Raw genomic sequence first — 24254 nt, forward strand, 5'->3', positions numbered from 1 at the left:
GAGTAGTCGAAAATGTCGAAGACCCATGAAATCAAGGTCACCAAGCGTGAACTGCAGCGTAAGGGTGCGAGCCGCCGCCTGCGTCACGCCGGTGTGATCCCGGCCATCGTGTACGGCGGCAACGCCGAGCCGGTCGCCATCAGCCTGGACCACAACGAAATCTGGCTGGCCCAGCAGAACGAGTGGTTCTATGCCTCGATCCTGGACCTGAACCTGGACGGCCAGGTGCAGAAGGTCCTGCTGCGTGACATGCAGCGCCACCCGTACAAGCAGCTGATCATGCACCTGGACTTCCAGCGCGTGAACGAGAACGAAGCCCTGACCGCTTCGGTCCCGCTGCACTTCATCAACGAAGACACCTCGCCGGCTGGCAAGGCTGCCGACGTCGTGGTCACCCACGAACTGAAGGAAGTGACCATCACCTGCCTGCCGAAGGACCTGCCGGAGTCGATCGAAGTCGACCTGGGCGAGCTGAAGGCCGGTGACGTGGTGTACCTGTCCAACATCAAGCTGCCGAAGGGCGTGGAAATCCCGGCCCTGGCGCTGGGCAAGGACCACGACGATGCCATCGTCACCGCCAAGGCCGGCAAGGCCGACGCGGCTGACGAAGAAGCGGCTGCCGCCGAGTAATACCGCTACGGTGCCTGCCTCCGGGCAGGCACCGTATTGGAAGGAACCATGGCAGGACTGCGACTGATCGTCGGTCTGGGCAACCCCGGATCGGAACACGCCCGGACCCGGCACAATGCCGGGTTTCATTTCGTTGAGGCCCTGGCGGAAAAAGCCGGTGCGCGATGGAACGTGGACAGCAAGCTGTTCGGTGAGACCGCCAAGGTCGAGATCGCCGGGCAGACGGTGTGGCTGCTCAAGCCCGCCACCTTCATGAACCTCAGCGGCAAGTCGGTCACCGCCGCACAGCGGTTCTGGAAGATCGAGCCGGAAGAAACCCTGCTGGCCCACGACGAACTGGACCTGGCGCCCGGCGTGGCGCGGCTGAAGTTCGATGGCGGCCACGGCGGCCAGAACGGCCTGCGCGACACCATCCGGTTGCTCGGCCACGGCAAGTTCCATCGCCTGCGCGTGGGCATCGGCCATCCCGGCCACAAGGACCGCGTGGTGGGCTGGGTACTGGGACGCCCTTCCAAGGATGATGAAGTACTGATTTCGCGCGCCATCGACGATGCCATCGACGTGCTGCCGCTGGCGGTGCAGGGCGATTTCAGCGAAGCGATGAAGCGGCTTCATACCCCGAAATAATTGGCCCGGTAGGTACCGACCGTTGGTCGGTACGGAGAATGATTGGAAAAGCAGCGCCCATGTCGCTGTTTCCCCAATCACTTTCACCCCAGAGAGCTGTCACCCATGGGTATCAAATGCGGCATCGTCGGCCTGCCCAACGTCGGCAAGTCGACCCTGTTCAATGCGCTGACCAAGGCGGGTATCGCCGCGGCGAACTTCCCGTTCTGCACCATCGAGCCGAACGTCGGCATCGTGCCGGTGCCGGATCCGCGCCTGAACGAGCTGGCAGCGATCATCAACCCGCAGAAGGTCATCCCGACCGCGGTCGAATTCGTCGACATCGCCGGCCTGGTCGCCGGTGCCGCCAGCGGTGAAGGCCTGGGCAACAAGTTCCTGGCGCACATCCGCGAAGTCGATGCGATCACCCACGTGGTGCGCTGCTTCGAGAACGCCGACGTCATCCACGTCAACAACAAGGTCGACCCGATCTCGGACATCGAAACCATCGATACCGAACTGGCGCTGGCCGACCTGGACAGCGTCGAGAAGGCGCTGAACCGTGCCGAGCGCGCGGCCAAGGGCGGCGACAAGGACGCCGCGGCGCGCAAGCCGGTGCTGGCCAAGCTGCAGGCCGCGCTGTCGGATGGCAAGTCCGGCCGTTCGGTGGGCCTGGACGAGGAAGAGAAGGCGCTGGTGCGCGACCTTTTCCTGCTGACCCTGAAGCCGGTGATGTACATCGCCAACGTGCTGGAAGACGGTTTCGAGAACAACCCGCACCTGGAAGCCGTGCGTGCGCATGCTGCCGCTGAAGGCGCGCAGGTGGTGCCGGTGTCGGCAGCGATCGAAGAAGAGCTGTCCCAGCTCGACGACGAAGACCGCGATACCTTCCTGGCCGACCTGGGTCTGAGCGAGCCGGGCCTGAACCGTGTGATCAACGCGGCCTACAGCCTGCTCGGCCTGCAGACCTACTTCACCGCCGGCGTGAAGGAAGTCCGTGCGTGGACCGTGCGCAAGGGCGCCACCGCCCCGCAGGCCGCGGCGGTCATCCACACCGACTTCGAGAAGGGCTTCATCCGCGCTGAAACCATCGCGTATGACGACTTCATCAAGTACAAGGGCGAAGCCGGTGCCAAGGAAGCCGGCCGCCTGCGCCTGGAAGGCAAGGAATACCGCGTGCAGGAAGGCGACATCCTGCACTTCCGCTTCAACGTCTGATCCAGCGGCATTGGATCGACCCCGGACGCCCCGCCTTGTGCGGGGCGTTCGCGTTTCCGGTGATGGACAAAAAAACACCACAGTGCGAAACGCTTGCGGTGTGATGTTCGCCGCTACTTGTCCACAGCAAACTCCCATCGCTTTCCACGGCGGATGTGGAAAACCGCGCCCGCCTCTGTAGAACCGAGCCCATGCTCGGCTTTACACGGCTTGCCCGTGCAGCATGGACAAATTTTCACCATGCTTCGAGACGCCTGCGCGGCAACACTCCCACCCACTTGTCCACATCAAATCCCAACCACTCTCCACGACGGGTGTGGAAAACCGCGAAGGAGCATGGACAAAAAACAGCCACATGCTGAAACGCTTGCTGCGTGCGGTTCGCAGGCACTTGTCCACACCAAACCCCCATCGCTTTCCACGCCGCATGTGGAAAAAGTGCCCGGCACTCCCTTGCCGGGCACGTCCCGCATCACCAGTTGTACGACACGCCCAGCTGGGCGCCGACGTCGCGGAAGCCCATGCCGCCGCTCTGCCGGCTCAGTTCACCCCAGCCGCGCCAGCCGCCGGACAGATCCACCTGCACGCCGGCCTTGGCTTCGTAGATGTCGCGCGGCAGCTGCCGCTGCAGCCGCTCGCCGTCCATTGCCAAGCCCGCGCCATTGCCGCCGGACCACCAGTTCACCGCCACGTACGGGTGCACCTGGCCCTGCGCCGCGCTCAACCCGCGGCTGTACAGGCGCAGGCCGAGGCGGGTGCTGGTCTCGCCGCCACCGCGGTCTTCGACCACCGTGCCGTTGGCCTCGACCACGCGGTCGCTGTCATAGCGGCTGTGCACCACCTGCAGCTGCGGTTCCAGGTAGATGCCGCGCTGCGCCGTGCGCCGCAGGGGCAGCACATAGCCAGCCTCGGCCGACGCACTCCAGTTGCGGGCGTCATAGCGCTCCTTCTGCAGGCCTTCGCCCTGCACGCTGTTGCGGAAGCGGCCGTACTGCAGCCAACCATCCACATAGGCGCCGCCTTCCATACGCGCATCCTGCAGCCACGTGGCATAGGCGCCCACGCTGGTGCCAGTGACCACGCCACGCGCGGTGTAGCCGGTCACCTGCGAGCGACTGTCATTGCGCGCGCGGCCATGGCCGAGCATCGCACCGGCCTGCAGTTCACCCGTGCCACCCACCTCGAAGCGGCGTCCGGCGCCGACCAGCACGCTGCTGATCTGGCCATCGACCTGCACCTGGCGGTTGCGGTCATGGCTGTCGGGCTGCGCGCTGCGAAGGTGCATCCAGGCCACGGCGTCACTGCTGGCGCCGGCCTGGGCGGCGGGATCACCGGCGCGGTCGTGCAGGCTGTGCCGGAACATGCCCAGCGCGGCGCTGCGGTTGGCCAGGTAGGCCGCCGGTTCCGGGCGTTCCACCTGCGGGCGTGGCGGATCGATCGGCGGTCCCGGCGGCGACGGCGGGTCGACCGGCGGTTCCGGCGGCTGCGGCGGGTCGACCGGAGGATCCGGCGGCTGCGGCGGATCGACCGGCGGCACGTATTCCGAGCGCAGGTACCAGTTGCCATCATCCGGGGTCGACACGCCGCCCTTGAACAGGAAGTAGTCGTAGGCACCGGCGACCGCGCGGCCCTGCAGGCTGAACTGTGCATCCGACTGGCCGGCCACGGTGATCAGGCGGATGCCTTCCTGGGTCAGCGCACCGGCGCCGCCGGCATTGCGCACGCTCACGCTGGCGGTGCCGCTGCTGTTGCCGTTGATCACCAGCTGGTCGCCCGCCGATGTGTCGTCACCCAGGGCGCGGTTGAAGATCCAGTTGCCACCGTTGCCCACGTAGTCGCCGCTGACAGTGACCGTCTTGAAGCCGTCCGCCGCCGGCGCATCGAAGGCGATGGTGCCGGCGTGTTCCAGCGTGCCGACGCTGGAACTGGCGCGTACGTTCCACTGGCTGCTGCCATCCAGCGCCAGCTGTGCGACCTGGTGGCCGGAGTCGTTGCGCAGGGCACCGCTGAACGTGGTGCCGTTGCCCAGCAGCATGTGCACGTCGGCCGTTGCGCTGTCGACCACCACGTCACCACGCAGCGTGCTGGCGTCGGCACTGAAGTCGATGCGGCTGGTCGCCACGCTGCTGCCGTCGGTGAACACGGTGTCGCTGACCCGCAGCAAGCGGCCGGTGCCGTTGCCTGCGGTCACGTCGCTGCCATTGACGGTCAGCGCGTGATTGCTGCCCTGCAGCCAGAACGCGGCGCCACTGGCGGTCTCGATGTGGCTGTCGTTGAGGGTGGCACGGTTCCAGTACGGGCCGAACGCGGTCAGGTAGGAGCGGTAGCCGCCGCTGTTGCTGCCGGTCATGCGGATGTCCAGGCGGTCGGCCTGGGTCAGCCGCGCGGTGTTCATGTGCACGATGCCGAACACGTTCTCGCCGTCGCTGCGGATCGCAACGTTGTCGAGCAGCGCGGTGGCGGTGGAGCCGCCGATGAACACGCCGCCGCCGCCGTTGCCGCGCACGTCGATCACGTTGCCGCTGGCTTCGATGCGGCTGGCGGTGCTGCCGGTGGAGCCGGTCACGCGCACGCCGTAGGTCGCATCGCCGTGTGTGGTGATCCGGCCACCCTGCACGGTGGCGACGCCGCCGGCGATCTCCACGCCGTAGCCGTAGGTGTCGGTCCAGGTATCAATGGTGCTGTCGGTCAGCTGCAGGCGCGACTCGTCGCTGGCCAGCCAGAATCCGGAAAAGCCGTCGCGCACATCGAACGCTGCATCACGGGCGGTCAGCTGGCCCCAGTTGTTGATGTTCACGCCATAGCCGCCAACGGTGTAGAAGCGGCCGCCGTTGATCACCGCGCTGGAATAGGTCTTGCTGATGCTGCTGCCGAGCAGGCGCATGCTGCCACCCACGGAGTGCGCTTCCACGTTCTCCAGCAGAACGCTGCCGCCGCTGCCGATATCGAACCAGCCGCCGTCCAGGTAGGTGTCGTACAACTCGGCGCGGCTGCCCGCGCCATCGACGGCGATGCCGGCGAGGATGCCGCCGGGGGCGAGGGTGATCCGGCTGTTGCGGATCGTCAGCAGGCCGGCGCTTTCGGCGCGCAGGCGTGCGCCACTGTCGGCGTTCATCTGCAGGGTATCCAGATGCACCTCACTGCCCTTGCCGGAGGCGCCGGCCAGGGTACCGACGCCGCCGGTCATCGCCATGCGGCCTCCGGTGTAGCGGATCACCCCACCGTTGGATGCCTGCACGCTGCCGTATCCGCTGCCGTTGCGCGTGGTCTCAATGTCGACATCACGCGCATCGATCACGCTGCCGGCACCATTGGCATACAGCGCATAGAAGCCCGTGCCGGTCGCCGGTGCGATCGACAGCGTCGCCCCGCGCAGCTGTACCTGGCCGCCATTGGCGGCAGACACGCCGCTGCCATTGCCGGTCACGTGGATGCGGCTGCCGTCGATCAGCGCATTGCTGCCGTTACCGGTGACCGCAAGTGCGAAGCTGCCCGCGTTGTGGTTGAGGACATCGTCGGCACCCAGCTGCAGGCTGTCGCCGTCGTTGACCAGCAGCGGGCCGGTGAGGTCTGCGGCATGCACCGGCAGGGCTGCCCACAGGGCAGTGGCCAGCAGGCTGGGAATGAGGGGCACACGCGTGGCGCGCGCGCGCCCGTACGCACGGCGGTGCCGTGTGGGGGAGGCGTTCATGCTGATGGACTTCCTGTGGCAGGGCGCAGCGCGGCTGCGCGAACTGGCGCGGCAGGGCCGCGTCGCTGCGGAAGCCACTCGCAATGGCGGCTGCAGGCGCCATCGGACTTCCGTCCCCCACGGCGACGCAGCAACGGCCGGCAAGCGCGCCATGGCGGGATGCGTCCAGCCTAGAAATAGGCTGCATCCTATGGAATCAGGCGTTTCCTAAAGCCGTTGCAGGCCCTCTTGCAGGGCCGGCAGGATTCAGCCAGCAGTGGGCCTCAGGCGAACAACGAGGCCTGCAGGCAGTACTCGACCAGCGCCTGGTCACTGTCCACGCCGAGCTTCCGCATCGCGCTGATCTTCTGCGTGCTGACCGTCTTGGCGCTGCGCTGCAGCTGGCGCGCGATGTCGCCCACGCTCATGCCGCCGGTGAACAGCCGGATGACTTCCAGTTCACGCGGCGACAGGCGAGCGCGCACCGCATCGGCATCAGCGGGTTCGCTCGCGGCCACTGGCAGCAGTCCTGGAGGGCGGTAAACGCGGTCGGCCAGCACCACCCGCAGGGCCTGTACCAGGCTGCCCAAGCCATGGCTCTTGAGCACCACGCCCCGCGCGCCAGCGGCATACATTGCCGCGACCAGCGATGGATTGGACACCATCGTGAGCACCAGCAGGCGCGTCTCCGGGAAGCTGCGGCGCAGGAACGAGATCAGCTTGATACCGTCCCCGAAGCGGTCACCGCCGGGCATGCTGTAGTCGGTGATCACCGCCTGTGGCCGGGTCCGGGTCATCAGCTCGATCAGCGTGGCCGGGTCGGCGGCTTCACCCACGACGTCCAGGTCCAGCTCCCCGGCCAGTACGTCGCGGATGCCGGCAAGCACGATCGGGTGGTCGTCGGCGATGAGGATCCGTGTGGTCATGGCAGGGTCGGGTCGTCAGGAAGGGAGGGGGATGCAGTGTCGAGCAGCGGATGCAGCAGCTGTTCGAGGCGTCGCTGGAACCCAGCAATAGCGGCCACCTGGGTGGCCAGGTCATCGCCGCCGGCAAGGCACTGTTCGATCTGCAGGCCGCTGTCCACCAGCGCGGGTGCACCGACGATCACCAGCGCGCCGCGGATGCGGTGCAGAACCTGCGCCACGCGGGTGGGATCGGCAGCGGCGATCGCCTGGCGCAGGCTGTCCAGGTCGGCCTGCATGGTCTGTACGAACAGCGACTGCATCTTCGCCGGAACCTGCAGTGGGGGATCCTTGTCGTGCGACGCGGTGGATGAAGGGTGCTCCTGCATCGCAGGGGCCGGCGCATCGCCGTCGGTGATCCGGGTCAGCAGGCGCTGCAGGGCTTCCAGCGTGATCGGCTTGACCAGCACGCCCTGCATGCCCGATTCCTGGCAACGTTGGCGTTCGGCCGGGTCGGCATTGGCGGTGGCGCCGTGGATCGGCACGCTGACCCCACGTGCCCGCAAGGCACGAGCCAGGCCGTAGCCATCCAGCCCGGGCATGTTCAGGTCGGTCAGCACCAGCGCGAACGCTCCTTGTTGCCAGTAGCCCAGCGCTTCATTGCCATCGCTGGCCACCACGGCGCGGCAGCCGAGCTGTTCCAGCTGGTCGCGCAGGATCGCCTGGTTGATCGGGTTGTCCTCTGCCACCAGCACCTGCAGGCCGAAACGGCGCGTCGCCGGCAGGCGCCCTTCGGCGGTTGCCGCCAGCGGCTGGCCACTGGCCGCAGCCAACGCGAGCACGATCGCGTCGAACCGGTGCAGGCCAACCTGCCAGAAGCCATCAATGTGCCGGGGCCGCACGCCGCCTTCGCGGCAGGCGACCACGCGCGGTCCACCCGCCCATGCGGGCAGCGAGTCGTCCAGGACCAGCTCGAGCAGCACGTCGGACGATGGCAGGCCTGCTGCGCCGTCCTTCCGGTACACGCTGGCCTGTGCACCGCGCTGCTGCAGGCGTTCGCACAGCGATTGCACCAGCTCGCGCACGCTGCCCCGCACCTGGACCTGCAGGCCCGCAGGCAGCTGCGGCGCAGGGGATTGCTGCGGATCCGCCGGTGCCGGTGGCAGCGGCAGTTCGACGCTGAAGCTGCTTCCCAGGCCGCTCTCGCTGACCACGCGCAGCTGGCCTTCCATCAACGCCACAAGATGCGCGCAGATGGCCAGGCCCAGGCCGGTGCCGCGCATCGCGTCGGTGCCCGGGTTGGCCTGGAAGAACGGCTCGAACAGGTGCGCCTGGTGTTCGCTGGCAATGCCGATACCCGTATCGGCGACCTGCCACTGCAGCCAGCAGTGTTGCTCCTGCCTGCGTGCCGAAACGCGCACCACCACCCGCCCGCTGTCGGTGAACTTCAGTGCGTTGCTGATCAGGTTGTTGAGCACCTGGCGGATCCGTGCGGCATCTCCACACACCATGTGCGGCACGTCGGCATCGATGCAGGCGTAGAACTGCAGCCCCTTGTTGGCGGCCGCTGCAGCATACGAGTCGAGCGCATCCTCGGTCAGTCGCACCGGGTCGAACGGGCTGGGCTCCAGGCTCAGTTGCCCGGCCTCGGCCTTGCTGACGTCGAGGATGTCGCTGATCAGCTGCATCAGGGTCGAGGACGACCGCTGGATCGTCGCCAGGTAGTCCTGCTGCCGCGCATCCAGCGGGGTCAGTCCCAGCAGCTCGAGGGTGCCGAGCACGCCGTACAGCGGCGTGCGGATTTCATGGCTCATGGTGGCCAGGAACTGGCTCTTGGCCCGGTTGGCCTGGTCGGCGGCACGGCGCGCCTGTTGCAGTACCTGTTCGGCTTCGTGCTGGCTGCTGAGGTCGATGAACAGGCACAGCACCGCCGGCTCACCGCGATAGCGCGCCGGCGTCGCCGTCACCAGCAGGTGGCGGTCCTCGGGCGTGGTGTAGGCCAGCCCATCGCCGAGCGTGGTTCCCCCGGCGGCCAGCACGCTGCGCCGCCAGGGGCCATGCCAACCTCCGCTGTGATGGTCTTCGCCCAGCCAGCGGCGGGCGAGGGCGTTGTCCAGCAGCACATTGCCATCGGTACGGCGCAGCAGGCACAGCCCGATCGGTGCGTTGTCCAGGATGGTACGGCTGAAGGCTTCGCTTTCCAGCAGGCGCGCGTGATTGCTGCGCAGCGGCTCGATGACCGAACGCCGATACGCGCGCAGCACCAGCGTGCCACCCAACGCCAGCAGCAGGGCCACCACGGTCGCGCCGAGCAAGGGCCCCTGGGGATGCTGGAACACCTGCCGCCAGCTGACGTGGTAGACCGCCAGCCAGCCGCGCTCGCTGCGCATGCGGAACTGCAGGCCTTCCAGGCCAGCCCGCCAGGAGGTGCCCGCGTCGCTGGCGCCGCTGGCGTCTGCAGCATCGCCCAGCAGGCGCTGGCCATTGGCATCGAACAGCGACAACCGCTGGAACACCGGAACACCCAGCACCTGCCGGTAGTCATCGACACGTGCCGGATCGAGCAGGCACGCCAGCGCGGCCTGGGAGTCCTTGCCGTCCTCACCCCACAGGCGTGCATCCTGCGGGGCGTGGGCGATGGCGAGCAGCCAGGTCTGCCGGTCGCGCCACGGTACGCTCACCCAGACGATGCCGCCGCGCTGCAGCGCGGGCTGCGTACCCAGGACCCGGTGGATGTCGGCGATCGCCGGGCGCAGGTGGTGCGGGCTGTTCTGGCTCGCTTCGGCACCCGCGATCTGTACCGGAGCCAGCAGCCCGCGCGTGCCCTGGCCATCGACCAGCAGGCATTGCGGTGGTGGGTAGCGCGAGGCCGACCAGAACGTGCCGTAGAAGCGCAGGAAACGGTCGCCCAGCTCGGTCGGTGGCGAAAGGCTGGCGCCCTCGCTTCCGATCACCGCGAAGTTGGCGAACAACGGCCCGCGTTGCAGCTCCACGCTGGCATCGGCAACCGGCTGCCCACGCGCGCCGACATCATGCAGCCGCCACTGGCGCAGGAAACGCTCCTGTTCGCGCAGCGTGCCGTCCAGGCGGCGGAAGTGGTACTCGATCTTGCTGCGCTCTTCGTTCAACAGCTGCGAGCCGGCAGACAGCAGCAGTCCGGCCTGCAGGGTCGCCAGCACCACCACGCCGATCAGCAGGGCGTGGACACGCAGCGAGCGGCGAGCGAGTCGGCGTACAGGGGCGGCCTCGGCCGGCATGGCAGGTCTCAGAGCAGGGGGCGGGCAGCGGCGCCGGTGGCGGCAGCGCAAAGTCCGCCGTCACTGCACAGACAGGATCGTCAATGCCGCTTGATGATTTTGTGAAGCCGCCGTGGAATCCGTGTCAGCGCCGGGCGGCCCGCGGTCTTTCGTCCAGTTGCGGTGCTTCTTCGTCCAGCAAACGGGTGAACTCGTCCGACGGCAGCGCCTGCGAAATCAGGAACCCCTGCACCTGGCTGCACCCCAGATGCCGCAGTGCGGCCAGATCGGCATCGCTTTCCACGCCTTCGGCCACGATGGTCAGGCCCAGCTGGTTGGCCAGTGCGATCACCGTCGACAGGGTCAGGTGCAGGGCCGGGTCACGGGCGCAGCCGCTGACCAGCGCACGGTCGATCTTGACCTCGGTGAAGGGGGTATTGACCAGATTGTGGACCGAACTCAGGCCCTGCCCGAAATCATCCTGGGCCAGGCCGAAGCCCTTCATGCGCAGCCGGCAGGCACCGGCATAGAAGTCGCTGACGTGCCGCGTGGTGCTGTTTTCCATCAGTTCGAAGCACAACTCGCCGGGCGTACCACCGTGGGCCAGGGTCAGCGCCAGCAGCTCATCGGGCAGGTCCGACTGCTCCAGAAGATGAGGCGGCAGGTTGATCGATACCGGTACCCGGAAGCCTTGCTTGCGCCAACGGGCCTGGGCGCTGATGCTGGCCTTGAGCATCATCCGCAGCAGGTCGCCTTCCAGCCCGTAGCGGCAGATCGCCGGCAGGAAGCTGCCTGCGGCCAGCGTACCCAGCTGCGGGTGGCGCCACCGCACCAGTGCTTCGGCCGCCACCACCCGCCCGGACTGCAGGGACTTCTTCGGTTGGAACCAGGCCGTCAGGCTGCCATCGGCCATGGCCTGGCGCAGATGCGATGCATCCGGTTCGGGGGCTGCCGCCGCACGTGAGGTGGCTGGCTCGGTGGCCGGGCGCGCCTGCGCCAGGGCCTCGAACAGCGCATCCACGTCGGCGGCCGCCACCGGCTTGGGCAGCAGGCCGACCACATCCAGTCCCAGCGATTCGGCCATCAGCCTCGCCGAGGTCATCATCCGCCGCGACGCCGCGCTGACCACGGCGAGGCGGGGCGGGCGTGGCTGTGCCGCCAGCGCCTGGATGAACTGGATGCCGTCCTGCCCGGGCATCAGCAGGTCACTGACCACCAGGTCGTAGGGTTGGCAGGCACACAGTGCGATGGCGGCATCCACGTCTTCGCAGGCATCGACCTGGGCGCCGGCGTGGCTGCCGAACAGATTGGCCAGGAAGCCGCGCTGGAAGGGCTGGTCTTCCAGGATCAGGACACGCAGGGTCATGCGGGGTCTCCTTGGCGCAAAGCGGTGAGCGCCTTGCGCAGGCGGGCGATGTCGATGGGTTTGCTCAGGTAGCCCTGCATGCCGCTGGCCAGGCAGCGCTCGCGCTCCTCGGCGGTGGCATTGGCGGTGGCGCCGATCACCGGCACCGGATTGCCGTCATCGCGCAGCTGGCGGGCCAGCGCGTGGCCGTCCATGCGCGGCATGTTGATGTCGGTCACCACCAGATCGAAGGATTGCTCGCGGCACCGCTGCAGGGCTTCCACGCCGTCCTGTGCCAGCTCCACGTCGCAGCCGAGGGTGCGCAGCTGCTCGGCCAGGATCACCCGGTTGATCGGATTGTCTTCAACGGCCAGCACGCGCAGGCCCAAAGGCATCGGCGCTGCCACGCGGGTGGTCTCCGGCTGCGCCGCGCGTTGCTGCTGCACGTTGGCCAGTGCATTGCCGATCGCAGTCATGCCATGCAGGGTCACCACCAGGCTGCCATCGGCGGCGAGGATGGGCTGGTCTCCGCCCTCGATCGATGCCACCACGCGCGGGCCCGCCCAGGCCAGCGGCATTCCGGCTTCGCCATCCATCAGGATCGCGCCGTCATGGTCCAGCAGCGTCGGGTCGCCCAGCAAGGGCTGCGCATTGGCACCCCATCGACACAGCCAGCCACAGGCGCTGTCGACCAGCTCGCGGTCGCGGCCACGCACCAGGATCGGCGGCTCCGGCAGCAGCGCGGGACCATCCTCGGCAGCGGCCAGCACCGGCAAGGGCAGGCGGACGCTGAAGCTGCTGCCCAGGCCGGGCTCGCTCACCACCTGCAGCTCGCCGCTCATCAGGCGCACCAGGCGATCGCTGATGGACAGGCCCAGTCCGGTGCCCTGCGCACTGGCCGCGCCGCGGACCTGGCGGAACGGTTCGAACAACCGTGCCTGTTCCTCCGCAGCGATGCCCACGCCGGTATCGGTCACCTGCCAGGCCAGCACGCTCGATTCACCTTCGCGCTGCACCTGGCGCACGCGCAGCACCACCCGGCCATGCTCGGTGAACTTGATCGCGTTGCTGAGCAGGTTGCCCAGCACCTGGCGGATGCGGTCGGCATCACCGAGCACGCGCGTGGGCAGGCGCGGATCGGTACAGACCAGGATCTGCAGGCCCTTGCAGGTGGCCGACGCAGCGAAGCTGCGCAGCACGCTCTCGGTCAGCTCGCGCGGCGAGAACGCCGCCGGCTCCAGGCTGAGCTGCCCTGATTCGATCTTGGAAACATCCAGCACATCGCTGATCAACTGCAGCAGGACCGACGAGGAACTCTCGATCGTGCGCAGGTACTGCGACTGCCGGGCATCCAGCGAGGTGTGGCCCAGAAGCTCCAGCGTGCCGAGCACACCGTACAGCGGGGTGCGGATTTCATGGCTCATGGTGGCCAGGAATGCACTCTTGGCCTGGTTGGCCGCATCCGCGGCCTGGCGTGCCGACGACAGTGCGGCCTGTGCCTGGCGGTGCCGGGAAATGTCATGGAAGACGCATAGCAGGACGTCGTCGCCCTGATAGCGGCAGGCTGCGTGCAGCACCTGCAGCTGGCGCCCGTCGCGGGTGGTGAATTCCAGTCCACGCCCGCGCTCGCCGGCATGTCCGCGCCATGGCGCCTGCCAGTCGCTGTGTTCGCCTTCTTCGCCAAGCCAGTCGCGCAGCAGCTGGTTGGAGAGCAGCAGCGCGCGGTCGCTGCGGCGCAGGACGCAGATGCCGACCGGCGCCATGTCGATCACCGTCGAACTGAAATCCAGGTTCTCCAGCAGCCGGCGGTGTTGCTGCAGGGCCGGCTGGATCAGCTGGAGGTCCACCCGATGCCGCAGCAGGCGCAGCGCGAGGCCGGCCAGCAGCAGCAACAGCACGCAGATCAGCAGGGGGACCGCCAGGTCGCCCAGCAGCAGCTGCGGCGGCAGGTGGTAGACCAGCCGCCAGCCATCATTGCCAACCCCCTTCACCAGCGCTACGCCGCGCGGAAGCCCGCCGCTCCACAGCGTGCCGAAGCTGTCGTCCTGGCGCTCCCGCAGGGTCTTCCAGCCCGCACCATCCAGCCGCGGTGCCTGGCTCGACAAGGCGGGCTGCCCCGCACGGTCGAGCAGCGCATAACCGCCGATGCCCTGGCCGTCGATCATGCTCGCCGCCGCCGCGCCATCGAGCAGCAGCACCAGCCACTGTGTCGGATGGGGGCCTGCCTGTACCGGCTGCGCCAGTGCAACGCCCCTGTCGCCCGGACGCAGCCAGTACACCGGATCGGCCCCCTCCACGCCGCCGTTGCGCGCCTGCAGCACGCGCAGCGATGGCAGGCGCGCCAGGTCGACATCGACCTCGCCACCGGCCAGCCAATGCGCGCCCCGTGCGTCGACCAGCAGCAGGTGCGTCTGCAGCGCCTGCAGCGTGTGCTCGGCGCGCGCTGACAGCAGCAGCCGCTGGCCCGGTTGGCCGCCAGCACCATCCAGCGGCACCTGGCGCATGCCTTCGCTGTCCGTCGCAGGTGCATCCGGGTTGCCCGTCACCACCGAATCGCCCAGGTAGCGCAGCAGGGCTTCGCGCTGGTCGAAGTAGATCTGTGCCCTGTAGGCCGCTGCATTCATCTCGCGGCGATGGGTCGAGATGTCCTCGGTGAATGCCGTGAGCAGGTAGAACCCGGCCGCGGCGGCCAGGCAGATGAAGACGCACACGGTCAGACAGCGCAGCAACACCGACGCGGTGGTCGATGGCACAGCTTGCTGCAGCGAAGGGCGGGGGAAGCGGAACATGCAACGATGCTAGGGAGCGGCGCGGACGGCGCGGAATCAGCTGTTTCCTAAAATCCCCCGCTGGCCGGTCGGGCCGGAGCCTGCGCGTGCGTACCGTTCAGGCGGCGGAAAAAATAACCCCCGCCGAAGCGGGGGTCTCCTGTAGCGGCATTGGCCAGGCACTTACAGTGCGCTGCCACCGAACTTGTGGGTGTACTGCAGGTTGATCGTGCGGCCGACGCTGTCGAACCAGGACACGTCGTAGTACGGGTAGGCAGTGTAGGTGCGGTCCTTCGGCGGCATCTTGTTGAACACGTTGACCACCGACAGCGACAGGCGCGAGTGGTCGTCGAAGCGGTACTGCAGCGAGGCGTTGTAGCGATAGGTCGCCTTCACGTACGGGCTGTCGCCGCTGTCCCAGTCGAACACCTGGTCGTAGCTGTCCGAGGTCGGCAGCTTGCCCAGGCGCGAGCCGTACACCGTTGCCGACCACGCGTCCTTCTCCCAGGTCACGCTCAGGCTGGTCTTGGTGCGCGGAATGTCGAAGCCACTGTTGACCGCGAACTGGTCTTCGGTGCGGTCGCCCGGGTAGCGCTGGAAATCATGCTTCTTCACCCAGGTGTGGGTGCCGTTGAAGATGAAGTCGCCGATGCCCGTCTGCAGGCGGTAGCGCAGGCCGAGGTCGATGCCGGAGGTGGATTCGCGGGCGACGTTGATCGGCTCCACGCGCACGCCATACAGGCGCCCATCGTTGCTGCGGGTGATGCGGGCGAGTGCATCCACGCAGGTCGGCGAGGTGATGTCGGCGCTGCCCAGGCGGCAGTTTGCTTCGTTGGCCAGGATCGTGCGTACGTCCATGTCCTGCACCTGGTTGCGCATGTCGACGTCGAACCAGTCCACCGACAGGTCCAGGCCGATGGCCGGCGACCAGACCAAGCCGGCACTCCACGACGTGCTGGTTTCCGGGTCGAGCTGGCGGTTGCCGGTGCGGCTGCGGATCAGGTTGCGTTCGTAGTCGGCGCAGTCGGTGGCACCGTCGGCGCGGCAGCTGTACAGGTCTTCGGCGGTGGTCTCATCGTTGCCCGGGCCGGCGAACACGTAGTGCAGGTCCGGCGCACGGAACGCGGTGCCGTACGAACCGCGGACCAGCAGCGTGTCGATCGGGCGCCATTCCAGGCCACCGCTCCAGGTCGCCTTGCCGATGGTGTGGCCGGAATAGCGGTACTGGTCGTAGCGGCCGGCCACGCTCAGGTTGACCGTCTCGTGCAGCGGCATGCGCAGCTCCGCAGCGGTCGCCCAGCGGTTGCGCGAACCCTTGCCGTCCGAATCCTTCCAGCTGTAGTAGTAGTACTCGGTCGCCAGCGGATCGGGGTTCAGCGAGTAGGCCTGCTGGCCCACTTCCACGGTCGCGGCAAACCCGGCGTCGCCCCCCGGCAGGCCGAACAGGGCCGAGTTGGTCAGGGTGAAGGCGGCGGTCTCCGTGCGCGACTTCGGGGTGTAGGTGGTACGCGCGGCGATCGAATCGTACTCGGCGCGGGTCAGCGGCCGGTACAGGCGTGACGGGTCGGCGTTGTAGATCGGGAATCCGTCGTCATCCACGCCCAGCTGCGGGCCGAGGAACAGGTCATTGGCCTTGGCGGCGATGATCTGCGCCCAGCTGATCCGCGACTGGTACTGCGAATGGCTCAGCGCCGCTTCGTAATCCCAGTTGCCGGCCAGGTTGCCCTTGAAGCCGGTGGTCACGCTGAAGGTCTTCTGCGTGCTGCGCACCATGGCGTTGCGCAGGCCACCCATTTCCTCGGGCGAGAACTGGCGCTGCCAGAACTCGATCTCGCCGGTGGCTTCGTTGTTGAAGTAGCCCGACTCATCGCCGTTGGCATCCATGCGGCCCCACTTGGTGACGTCGCGCATCAGCGACATCGTGTGGTAGCCCAGCTGCACGTCGGCGAACCACTGCTGGCCATTGTCGAAGTCGTAGCTCAGCGACGCGTAGCCGTTGGCACCGCGGCGCTTGCTGAGGATGGTGCCGTAGCCGATCGAGCTGTCGCTGCCGCAGTAGTAGCCGTACTTCGGGCGATAGGCGCGATAGGTGCTGCCCTGGTTCTGCCCGGCCAGCGCTTCGCAGGTGGCGGCGCCCGGGTCCAGGTAGTCATCGTTGTAGTCGGTGCGCAGGTAGGCACGGCGCGCGATGCGCGAACCCTCGGTGGGGCCGTCCTGGGTCGAGTCCTGGATGTCGCGCTCATAGGCCCACAGGGGGGTCTGCGACTGCAGTTCGACGCTGTACACCGCGTTGAAGTTGCCACGGCTGAAACCGCTGGCGATGCTCATGTCGAACGACTCGCCACCGCCTTCGGTGGTGGTGCCCATGCGCATGTCGATGGTGGTGCCGTCGGCCTTCTTCTTCAGGATGAAGTTGACCACGCCGGCAATCGCGTCCGAACCATAGATGGCTGAGGCGCTGCCGGTCAGCACTTCAATGCGCTCGATCATCCCCAGCGGAATGTTGGAGACATCGGTGAAGTTGCTGCGGCCCTTGAACGGCATCGGGAAGTCGGCGATACGGCGGCCATTGACCAGCACCAGCGTGTGGTTCGGGCCGAGGCCGCGCAGGTCCACCTGCTGGGCGCCCGGCGAGAAGTCGGCGCCGCTGGAAGACTGCTGGCTCTGCGTCTCACCGCCGTTCTGGGTCATTGCACGCAGCACGTCCGGCACGCTGGTGAAGCCGCTGGAGCGGATCTGTTCGGCGTTGATCACCGTGATCGGGGCGGGGCCTTCCACCTGGGCGCGCGGAATGCGCGAACCGGTGACCTGCACCGCGTCCAGTTGTTGTACCGAAGAGGAAGCCGGAGCCTGGGCGGCCGCGGAAGCAGCCACACCCATCAACGCCAGCTGGATCGACCACGCCATCGCCTTTCTACGCATGAGGAATTCTCGGAAATGAAGCCGGCCCGCAGAGGAGGGGCCCTGTCCCCCATTCAGATTTCCGGAATGGGCGCGCGCATTTAACGCCTTTTTTATGTCCTTGACTACTGGGTCCCTATCTGGCAAAGAGTGAAAACGCTTGCAAGTCGATTTTGTTCAGGGAGATCAAGATGCGACGCCTTCACCGGACCCTGCGTACCCCCGTTGCCTGGTTGGCGCTGCTGGTGCTGGCCTGGCCATTGGCCACGCCCGCGCAGGACCTGCAGGGCCCCGGCTTCGCCTACTACGAAGTCGGCGACCTGGAGGCCCCACGCCCCGGCCCGCGTGCGCCCGCGATGATGCTGATGGGCGGTGGCGAGTGGGTGCCAGATGCTTTCCAGTGGTGGCTGAAGCAGGCCGGCAATGGCCGCGTGCTGATCCTGCGCGCTTCCGGCAGTGATGAGCTGCAGGACCGCCTGTATCGCGAGATCGGCGGCACCACCGCGGTACAGACCCTGGTCTTCGACAGCCGCCGCGGCGCCGATGATCCAGCCGTGCTGCGCGTGGTCGCTGCGGCTGATGCCATCTTCATCGCCGGCGGCGACCAGTCGCGCTACATCCGCTTCTGGAAGGGCACCGCACTCAACCGCGCGCTCAACGCCCATGTGCGCGCCGGCAAGCCGATTGCCGGTACCAGTGCTGGGCTCGCCATCCTCGGTGGTTATGCCTACGGCGCGATGGACGGCGGCAGCATCACCTCCGCGGGTGCGCTGGCCGATCCGATGGGCAGCGCGGTGACCATGGACAGCGGCTTCCTGCAGATGCCCTATCTGCAGCGGGTGGTCACCGATACCCACTTCGACAAGCGCGACCGGCTCGGTCGCCTGATCGTGTTCGTGGCGCGCGCCGCCCAGGACAGCGGTGATCCCGACATCGTCGGCATCGGCGTCGACGAAGACACCGCCCTGTGCGTGGAGCCCGATGGCCAGGCACAGGTCTACAGTGCTGACGGCGAGGGCAAGGTCTGGGTGGTCAGCCCCGGTCGTGATGCCGACCGCCTGGTCGAGGGCGAACCATTGCGCTTCCATGCCGTTCCGGTGACCGTGGTCGCCAGCGGCAGCCGCATGCGCCTGGATGACTTCCAGGCCGAGGCCGACTATCAGGCGGTGGCCGACATCAGCGACGGCGAGATTGAGTTCACGCTTCGGTAGTGCCGGCCGCTGGCCGGCAACTCACCTTCCCTGATGCGACCGGTGCCGGCCAGCGGCCGGCACTACCCGTGCAATCCCTTCACTACACCTGCTGGAGACGTACCCGATGAAACTGCGCCTGGCGCTGTCCGCGCTGCTGTCCCTGCCATTGCTCGCCCAGGCCGCACCGGCCACGTTGCCGCTGCTGGTCATCCATGGCGGCGCCGGCGTCGAGCGCAAGGACCTGTCGCCGGCAGAAGAAAAGGCCGCGCGCGAAGCGTTGCGCGCCGCACTGCTGAAGGGCCATGCCGAACTGGCGGCCGGTCGCCCGGCGCTTGCAGCAGTCACTGCGGCGATCACCGTGCTGGAGGACGATCCGACCTTCAACGCCGGCAAAGGCGCGGTGTTCACCCATGACGGCCACAACGAGCTGGATGCCGCAGTGATGGACGGCGCCACCCAGGCGGCAGGTGCGGTGGCCGGCGTGCAGCGGGTGCGCAACCCGATCCTGCTGGCGCAGACCGTGATGCAGAAGTCCAGGCACGTGATGATGGTCGGGCAGGGCGCCGAAGCCTTCGCGGTGGAGCAGGGCATTCCTCTGGTTGATCCCTCCTACTTCCGCACGGAGAAGCGCTGGCAGCAGCTGCAGCGTGCGCTGAAGGAAGAGGCCAATGGCCAGGCGCATGCCGACCTGGAGACCGCAAAGCACTTCGGTACCGTCGGTGCCGTCGCGCTGGATGCGCAGGGGCAGCTGGCCGCCGGTACTTCCACGGGCGGCATGACCAACAAGCGCTATGGCCGGGTGGGTGACTCGCCGATCATCGGCGCCGGCACCTGGGCCGATGCGCGCTGTGCGGTATCGGGCACCGGTTGGGGCGAGTACTACATCCGCACCGCGGCCGCGCACGAGATCTGTGCGCGCATGCGCTACCAGGGGCAGACCCCGGAGCAGGCCGGCAAGGGCGTCATCAACGACACGATTCCGCAGATGGGCGGTGACGGCGGTGCGATCGTGCTCGCCGCAGACGGCAAAATGGCCACGCCGTTCAACACCCAGGGCATGTATCGGGGCTGGATCGGCGCCGACGGTGTCCCTCATGTCGCAATTTTCGCCAGCGAGACCCTGCCGGTCCCCGGGCAATAACCTTGCGTATCAATGGGTTTGCGACAACGTGTGAAAAAGATGGAAAAAAGCGTTGACAGCCCCCCGTCCCATCAGCAGAATAAGCGGCTCACCACCACACACCGCAACGCTTCGGCGGCAACGGAATGGGGTGGTAAGGAGGGATACCCAAGCGGCCAACGGGGGCAGACTGTAAATCTGCTGGCTTACGCCTTCGGTGGTTCGAATCCACCTCCCTCCACCAGTTTCACGTTGTGACATTCCCGGCGCGGGAGTAGTTCAATGGTAGAACCTCAGCCTTCCAAGCTGATGGTGCGGGTTCGATTCCCGTCTCCCGCTCCATTGAATGAACTTTGAATCTTATCGAGTTCATGTCATAATGCAAAACTCGGCTCACGTAGCTCAGTCGGTAGAGCACTTCCTTGGTAAGGAAGAGGTCGAAGGTTCGATTCCTTTCGTGAGCACCATCTTAAGCATCACTTCTCAGACGAATTCGAGATAAGCAGCCATGGCCAAGGGTAAGTTCGAGCGCACCAAGCCGCACGTCAATGTCGGCACCATCGGTCACGTCGACCACGGCAAGACCACGCTGACCGCCGCACTGACCAAGATCGGTGCCGAGCGCTTCGGTGGCGAGTTCAAGGACTACTCCTCGATCGACGCCGCGCCGGAAGAAAAGGCTCGTGGTATCACGATCTCGACCGCGCACGTCGAATACGAATCCCCGGTCCGTCACTACGCCCACGTCGATTGCCCGGGCCACGCTGACTACGTCAAGAACATGATCACCGGTGCCGCCCAGATGGACGGCGCGATCCTGGTGTGCTCGGCCGCTGACGGCCCGATGCCGCAGACCCGTGAGCACATCCTGCTGTCGCGTCAGGTCGGCGTGCCGTACATCGTCGTGTTCCTGAACAAGGCCGACATGGTTGACGACGCCGAGCTGCTCGAGCTGGTCGAGATGGAAGTGCGCGAGCTGCTGAGCAAGTACGACTTCCCGGGCGACGACACCCCGATCATCGCCGGTTCGGCCCGTCTGGCGCTGGAAGGCGACCAGAGCGACATCGGCGTGCCGGCCATCCTGAAGCTGGTCGACGCCCTGGACAGCTGGATCCCGGAGCCGGAGCGTGCGATCGACAAGCCGTTCCTGATGCCGGTGGAAGACGTGTTCTCGATCTCGGGCCGCGGCACCGTGGTGACCGGTCGTATCGAGCGCGGCGTGATCAAGGTTGGCGACGAAATCGAAATCGTCGGCATCCGTCCGGTGCAGAAGACCACCGTGACCGGCGTTGAAATGTTCCGCAAGCTGCTGGACCAGGGTCAGGCAGGCGACAACGCTGGCCTGCTGCTGCGCGGCACCAAGCGTGACGACGTCGAGCGCGGCCAGGTTCTGGCCAAGCCGGGTTCGATCAAGCCGCACACCAAGTTCGAAGGCGAAGTGTACGTCCTGTCGAAGGACGAAGGCGGCCGCCACACCCCGTTCTTCAACGGCTACCGTCCGCAGTTCTACTTCCGTACCACCGACATCACCGGCGCAGCTGCTCTGCCGGAAGGCGTCGAAATGGTGATGCCGGGTGACAACGTCAAGATGGTCGTCACCCTGATCAACCCGGTGGCAATGGACGAAGGCCTGCGCTTCGCCATCCGCGAAGGTGGCCGTACCGTCGGCGCCGGCGTGGTCTCGAAGATCATCGAGTAAGCCTGCAGTACCGGTGGTTGCATAGCGCCGCCGGTTACGCGAATGGCGGGCCGGGAACCTCGGTCCGCCTTCGCCGTCTAAGGGAAGGCAAGTTTTCAACGTACGCCAGTAGCTCAATTGGCAGAGCAGCGGTCTCCAAAACCGCAGGTTGGGGGTTCGAGTCCCTCCTGGCGTGCCATCTGCCCACCTTATCCAGCGGCCTGGGCCGCTAAAGCAGACACAGCCGGATGAATAGCAAGATCGAACACTCCAAGGACAACTCCGCCCACGGTGGGGATATCGTCAAGTATGTCGCCGCATCGCTGCTGGTGCTGGCCGGTCTGTTCGTCTGGTTCTGGTTCTCCGCCGACTCTGGTCGCGCCGCCCAGCTGGGTGCGTGGGCAGGTCAGTTGCGTGCGTTGGCGGTCGTGGTCGGTCTGGTTGGCGGTATCGGCGTGTTCATGCTGACCGGCAAGGGGCGCGACACCCGCGAATTCCTCTCCGAGTCGCGCTTCGAACTGCGCAAGGTGGTCTGGCCGACGCGCCAGGAAGCCATCCGCATGACGTGGGTCGTGATCGTCGTGGTGCTCATCCTCAGCCTGCTGCTGGGTGGCTTCGACTTCCTGATCCAGAAACTGACTCAGTGGTTCCTGAGCCGCTAAGGAGAATTGCATGAAGCGTTGGTACGTCGTTCACGCCTATTCGGGCTTCGAGAAGTCGGTGGCGCAGGCTCTGCGCGATCGCATCGTCCGTGATGGCATGGAAGAGCGCTTCGGCGACGTCCTGGTCCCGACCGAAGAAGTGGTCGAGATGCGCGCTGGCCAGAAGCGCCGTTCCGAGCGCAAGTTCTTCCCGGGTTACGTGCTGGTCCAGATCGAGACCCACGAAGAAGCCGGTATCCCGCGCATCGACAACGAAAGCTGGCACCTGGTCAAGGAAACCCCGCGCGTGATGGGCTTCATCGGCGGCACTGCCGATCGTCCGTTGCCGATCGCCGATTCCGAGGCCGAGGCCATCCTGAACCGCGTCCAGGAAGGTGTCGAGAAGCCGCGTCCGAAGGTGCTGTTCGAGCCGGGCCAGATGGTCCGCGTCACCGACGGTCCGTTCAACGATTTCAATGGCGTCGTCGAAGAAGTCAACTACGAGAAGAGCCGCCTGCGCGTCTCGGTGCTGATCTTCGGTCGTGCCACCCCGGTCGAGCTCGAGTTCGGCCAGGTCGAAAAGGCCGTCTGACCCGTCTGTAGAGTCGAGCCATGCTCGGCTCCGGACCAGAAACCGGGCCTGGCCCGGTTTCGTTCGTTTACCTGCCGCTTCAGGCATGTGAAGAAAAAACCTGTTATAGTGCGCGGCTCCCCGCTGGGAAAGCCAGCAGGACGAGGCCGCCGCAAGGTGGCCTTCAGCATGATTTCAAAACGCGATGCCGGGACGCGTGATTCCCGGTCCGATGGGGAGCCTGTTGTCGAAAGGCGCTAGCACCCGGAGAGCACTCACATGGCAAAGAAAGTTGTCGGTTACATCAAGCTGCAGGTGAAGGCCGGTCAGGCCAACCCCTCGCCGCCGGTCGGTCCTGCGCTGGGTCAGCGTGGTCTGAACATCATGGAATTCTGCAAGGCGTTCAACGCTGCCACGCAGAAGCTCGAGCCGGGTCTGCCGGTTCCGGTGATCATCACGGCCTACTCGGACCGTACGTTCACCTTCATCACCAAGAGCACCCCGGCTACCACCCTGCTGAAGAAGGCCGCTGGCATCTCGTCGGGCTCCAAGCGCCCGAACACCGAGAAGGTCGGCAAGGTCACCCGTAAGCAGCTGGAAGAGATCGCCAAGGCGAAGGAACCGGATCTGACTGCCGCCGACCTGGACGCCGCCGTGCGTACCATCGCTGGCTCTGCCCGTTCCATGGGCCTCGTGGTGGAGGGTTAATAAGATGGCACAGACCAAGCGTGAGAAGGCCATCAAGGCCGCCGTCGTTCCGGGCAAGGCGTACGCCTTCGAGGACGCGATCAACATCCTGAAGAGCGCCACCAAGGCCAAGTTCGTCGAGTCGATCGACGTTGCCGTGCGCCTGGGCGTCGATGCGAAGAAGTCCGACCAGCAGGTCCGTGGCTCCACCGTGCTGCCGGCCGGTACCGGCAAGTCGGTCCGCGTCGCCGTGTTCGCTCCGGCCGGTGCCAAGGCTGACGAAGCCCTGGCCGCTGGCGCCGAAGCCGTCGGTATGGACGATCTGGCCGAGAAGATGCAGGCCGGCGATCTGAACTACGACGTCGTCATCGCGACCCCGGACGCCATGCGCGTCGTCGGTAAGCTGGGCACCGTGCTGGGCCCGCGCGGCCTGATGCCGAACCCGAAGGTCGGCACCGTTTCCCCGAACCCGGGTGAAGCCGTGAAGAACGCCAAGTCGGGTCAGGTCCGTTACCGCACCGACAAGGCCGGCATCATCCACTGCACCATCGGCAAGGCCGACTTCGCCGAAGACGCGCTGAAGTCGAACCTGACCGCACTGCTGCTGGACCTGATCAAGGCCAAGCCGGCCACCTCGAAGGGCACCTACCTGCAGAAGGTTTCGGTCAGCTCGACGATGGGCCCGGGCGTCACCGTCGACCAGTCGTCGCTGACCCTGAAGTAATTGTTTCAAGCGGTCACGGTGCCTTCGGTGCCGTGACCGTGACATTTGAAGGCATCGCTGGCAGTGCATCGCCCGCGGTAGCCGTCAAAGACCGCAGGCGCGGTCGTGGCAATACCGGCGACGGGCACGGAAGCTCGATCTGGCAAGGAGTCGCCGCCGGAGCAGTCAGGAGCGCTTAATCGATTCCCCGGAATCACCCTGCGTAGATGGTGCCCTTCTGGAGTTTTTCTGGTTCACGCACGTCTGGGTTTCCCAGGTTGGCCCACTCCAGGTCTAGAACGGCCCACCCCCGGAACATCATCCCGATGTTCCCGGCGTCCAGGACGGATGCCGCACAGGACCGCACACGGCAGGAGCCGTAAGC

16 protein-coding genes and 4 tRNA genes are annotated in these 24254 nt (G+C 66.6%); 14 read left to right on the plus strand and 6 right to left on the minus strand.

Annotated elements, in window-relative coordinates:
- Positions 1-12 precede the first annotated feature (12 nt).
- The 3 genes from AB1281_RS02125 to ychF all read left to right on the plus strand — a co-directional run bounded on the left by AB1281_RS02125 (position 13) and on the right by ychF (position 2454).
- Positions 13-630: a 50S ribosomal protein L25/general stress protein Ctc gene (locus AB1281_RS02125; RefSeq protein ID WP_014036085.1), complete on the plus strand. Its 618-nt coding sequence runs from the start codon at positions 13-15 to the stop codon at positions 628-630.
- 48 nt (positions 631-678) lie between these two features.
- Positions 679-1257, plus strand: coding sequence for an aminoacyl-tRNA hydrolase (gene pth / locus AB1281_RS02130; RefSeq protein ID WP_004144977.1), 579 nt, complete (start codon positions 679-681; stop codon positions 1255-1257).
- 105 nt (positions 1258-1362) lie between these two features.
- Positions 1363-2454 (plus strand): redox-regulated ATPase YchF, encoded by a 1092-nt coding sequence (gene ychF / locus AB1281_RS02135; RefSeq protein WP_014036087.1) that lies wholly within the window; start codon positions 1363-1365, stop codon positions 2452-2454.
- 472 nt (positions 2455-2926) lie between these two features.
- Here ychF and AB1281_RS02140 read toward each other — a convergent pair whose 3' ends face one another.
- The 6 genes from AB1281_RS02140 to AB1281_RS02165 form a co-directional block, all read right to left on the minus strand.
- On the minus strand, positions 2927-6145 hold the full coding sequence (locus AB1281_RS02140) for an autotransporter outer membrane beta-barrel domain-containing protein (RefSeq protein WP_430344960.1): 3219 nt from the start codon (positions 6143-6145) through the stop codon (positions 2927-2929).
- A gap of 263 nt (positions 6146-6408) precedes the next feature.
- Positions 6409-7050, minus strand: a complete 642-nt coding sequence (locus AB1281_RS02145) for a response regulator transcription factor (protein WP_188487932.1) — start codon at positions 7048-7050, stop codon at positions 6409-6411.
- The gene (locus AB1281_RS02150) at positions 7047-10283 is read right to left on the minus strand and encodes an ATP-binding protein (protein WP_430344961.1); all 3237 of its coding nucleotides are present in this window, start codon (positions 10281-10283) and stop codon (positions 7047-7049) included. Before AB1281_RS02150 ends, AB1281_RS02145 begins: the two co-directional genes overlap by 4 nt.
- 124 nt (positions 10284-10407) lie before the next feature.
- Positions 10408-11628, minus strand: a complete 1221-nt coding sequence (locus AB1281_RS02155; RefSeq protein WP_430344962.1) for an EAL domain-containing response regulator — start codon at positions 11626-11628, stop codon at positions 10408-10410.
- Positions 11625-14396, minus strand: coding sequence for a response regulator (locus AB1281_RS02160; RefSeq protein WP_430344963.1), 2772 nt, complete (start codon positions 14394-14396; stop codon positions 11625-11627). Before AB1281_RS02160 ends, AB1281_RS02155 begins: the two co-directional genes overlap by 4 nt.
- Positions 14397-14558: 162 nt before the next feature.
- Positions 14559-17297 carry a TonB-dependent receptor plug domain-containing protein gene (locus tag AB1281_RS02165; protein ID WP_430344964.1) on the minus strand — a complete coding sequence of 913 codons (2739 nt, stop codon included), beginning with the start codon at positions 17295-17297 and terminating at the stop codon, positions 14559-14561.
- 170 nt (positions 17298-17467) lie between these two features.
- Between AB1281_RS02165 and AB1281_RS02170 the strand changes: the two genes are divergently transcribed.
- From AB1281_RS02170 to rplA, 11 genes are all read left to right on the plus strand, one after another.
- Positions 17468-18487, plus strand: a complete 1020-nt coding sequence (locus AB1281_RS02170; RefSeq protein WP_430344965.1) for a cyanophycinase — start codon at positions 17468-17470, stop codon at positions 18485-18487.
- 106 nt (positions 18488-18593) lie between these two features.
- Positions 18594-19610, plus strand: coding sequence for an isoaspartyl peptidase/L-asparaginase family protein (locus AB1281_RS02175; RefSeq protein ID WP_075675283.1), 1017 nt, complete (start codon positions 18594-18596; stop codon positions 19608-19610).
- A gap of 137 nt (positions 19611-19747) precedes the next feature.
- Positions 19748-19833 (plus strand) — tRNA-Tyr (locus AB1281_RS02180).
- A 24-nt stretch (positions 19834-19857) separates the two neighbouring features.
- Positions 19858-19931, plus strand: a tRNA-Gly gene (locus tag AB1281_RS02185).
- Positions 19932-19980: 49 nt separating this feature from the next.
- Positions 19981-20056, plus strand: a tRNA-Thr gene (locus AB1281_RS02190).
- A 41-nt stretch (positions 20057-20097) separates the two neighbouring features.
- Positions 20098-21288, plus strand: coding sequence for an elongation factor Tu (gene tuf / locus AB1281_RS02195; RefSeq protein ID WP_004154360.1), 1191 nt, complete (start codon positions 20098-20100; stop codon positions 21286-21288).
- 102 nt (positions 21289-21390) lie between these two features.
- Positions 21391-21466 (plus strand) — tRNA-Trp (locus AB1281_RS02200).
- 49 nt (positions 21467-21515) lie between these two features.
- Positions 21516-21929, plus strand: coding sequence for a preprotein translocase subunit SecE (gene secE, locus AB1281_RS02205; protein WP_004154361.1), 414 nt, complete (start codon positions 21516-21518; stop codon positions 21927-21929).
- Positions 21930-21939: 10 nt separating this feature from the next.
- Positions 21940-22500, plus strand: coding sequence for a transcription termination/antitermination protein NusG (nusG, locus tag AB1281_RS02210; RefSeq protein ID WP_004154362.1), 561 nt, complete (start codon positions 21940-21942; stop codon positions 22498-22500).
- Positions 22501-22758: 258 nt separating this feature from the next.
- Positions 22759-23187: a 50S ribosomal protein L11 gene (gene rplK / locus AB1281_RS02215; RefSeq protein ID WP_004145248.1), complete on the plus strand. Its 429-nt coding sequence runs from the start codon at positions 22759-22761 to the stop codon at positions 23185-23187.
- Positions 23188-23191: 4 nt separating this feature from the next.
- A complete protein-coding gene (gene rplA / locus AB1281_RS02220) occupies positions 23192-23890 on the plus strand; it encodes a 50S ribosomal protein L1 (protein ID WP_004154350.1) in 699 nt (232 codons plus the stop codon).
- The last annotated feature ends 364 nt before the right edge of the window (positions 23891-24254 follow it).

This window comes from Stenotrophomonas sp. NRRL B-14846, from assembly GCF_050473585.1.
Lineage (GTDB): Bacteria > Pseudomonadota > Gammaproteobacteria > Xanthomonadales > Xanthomonadaceae > Stenotrophomonas.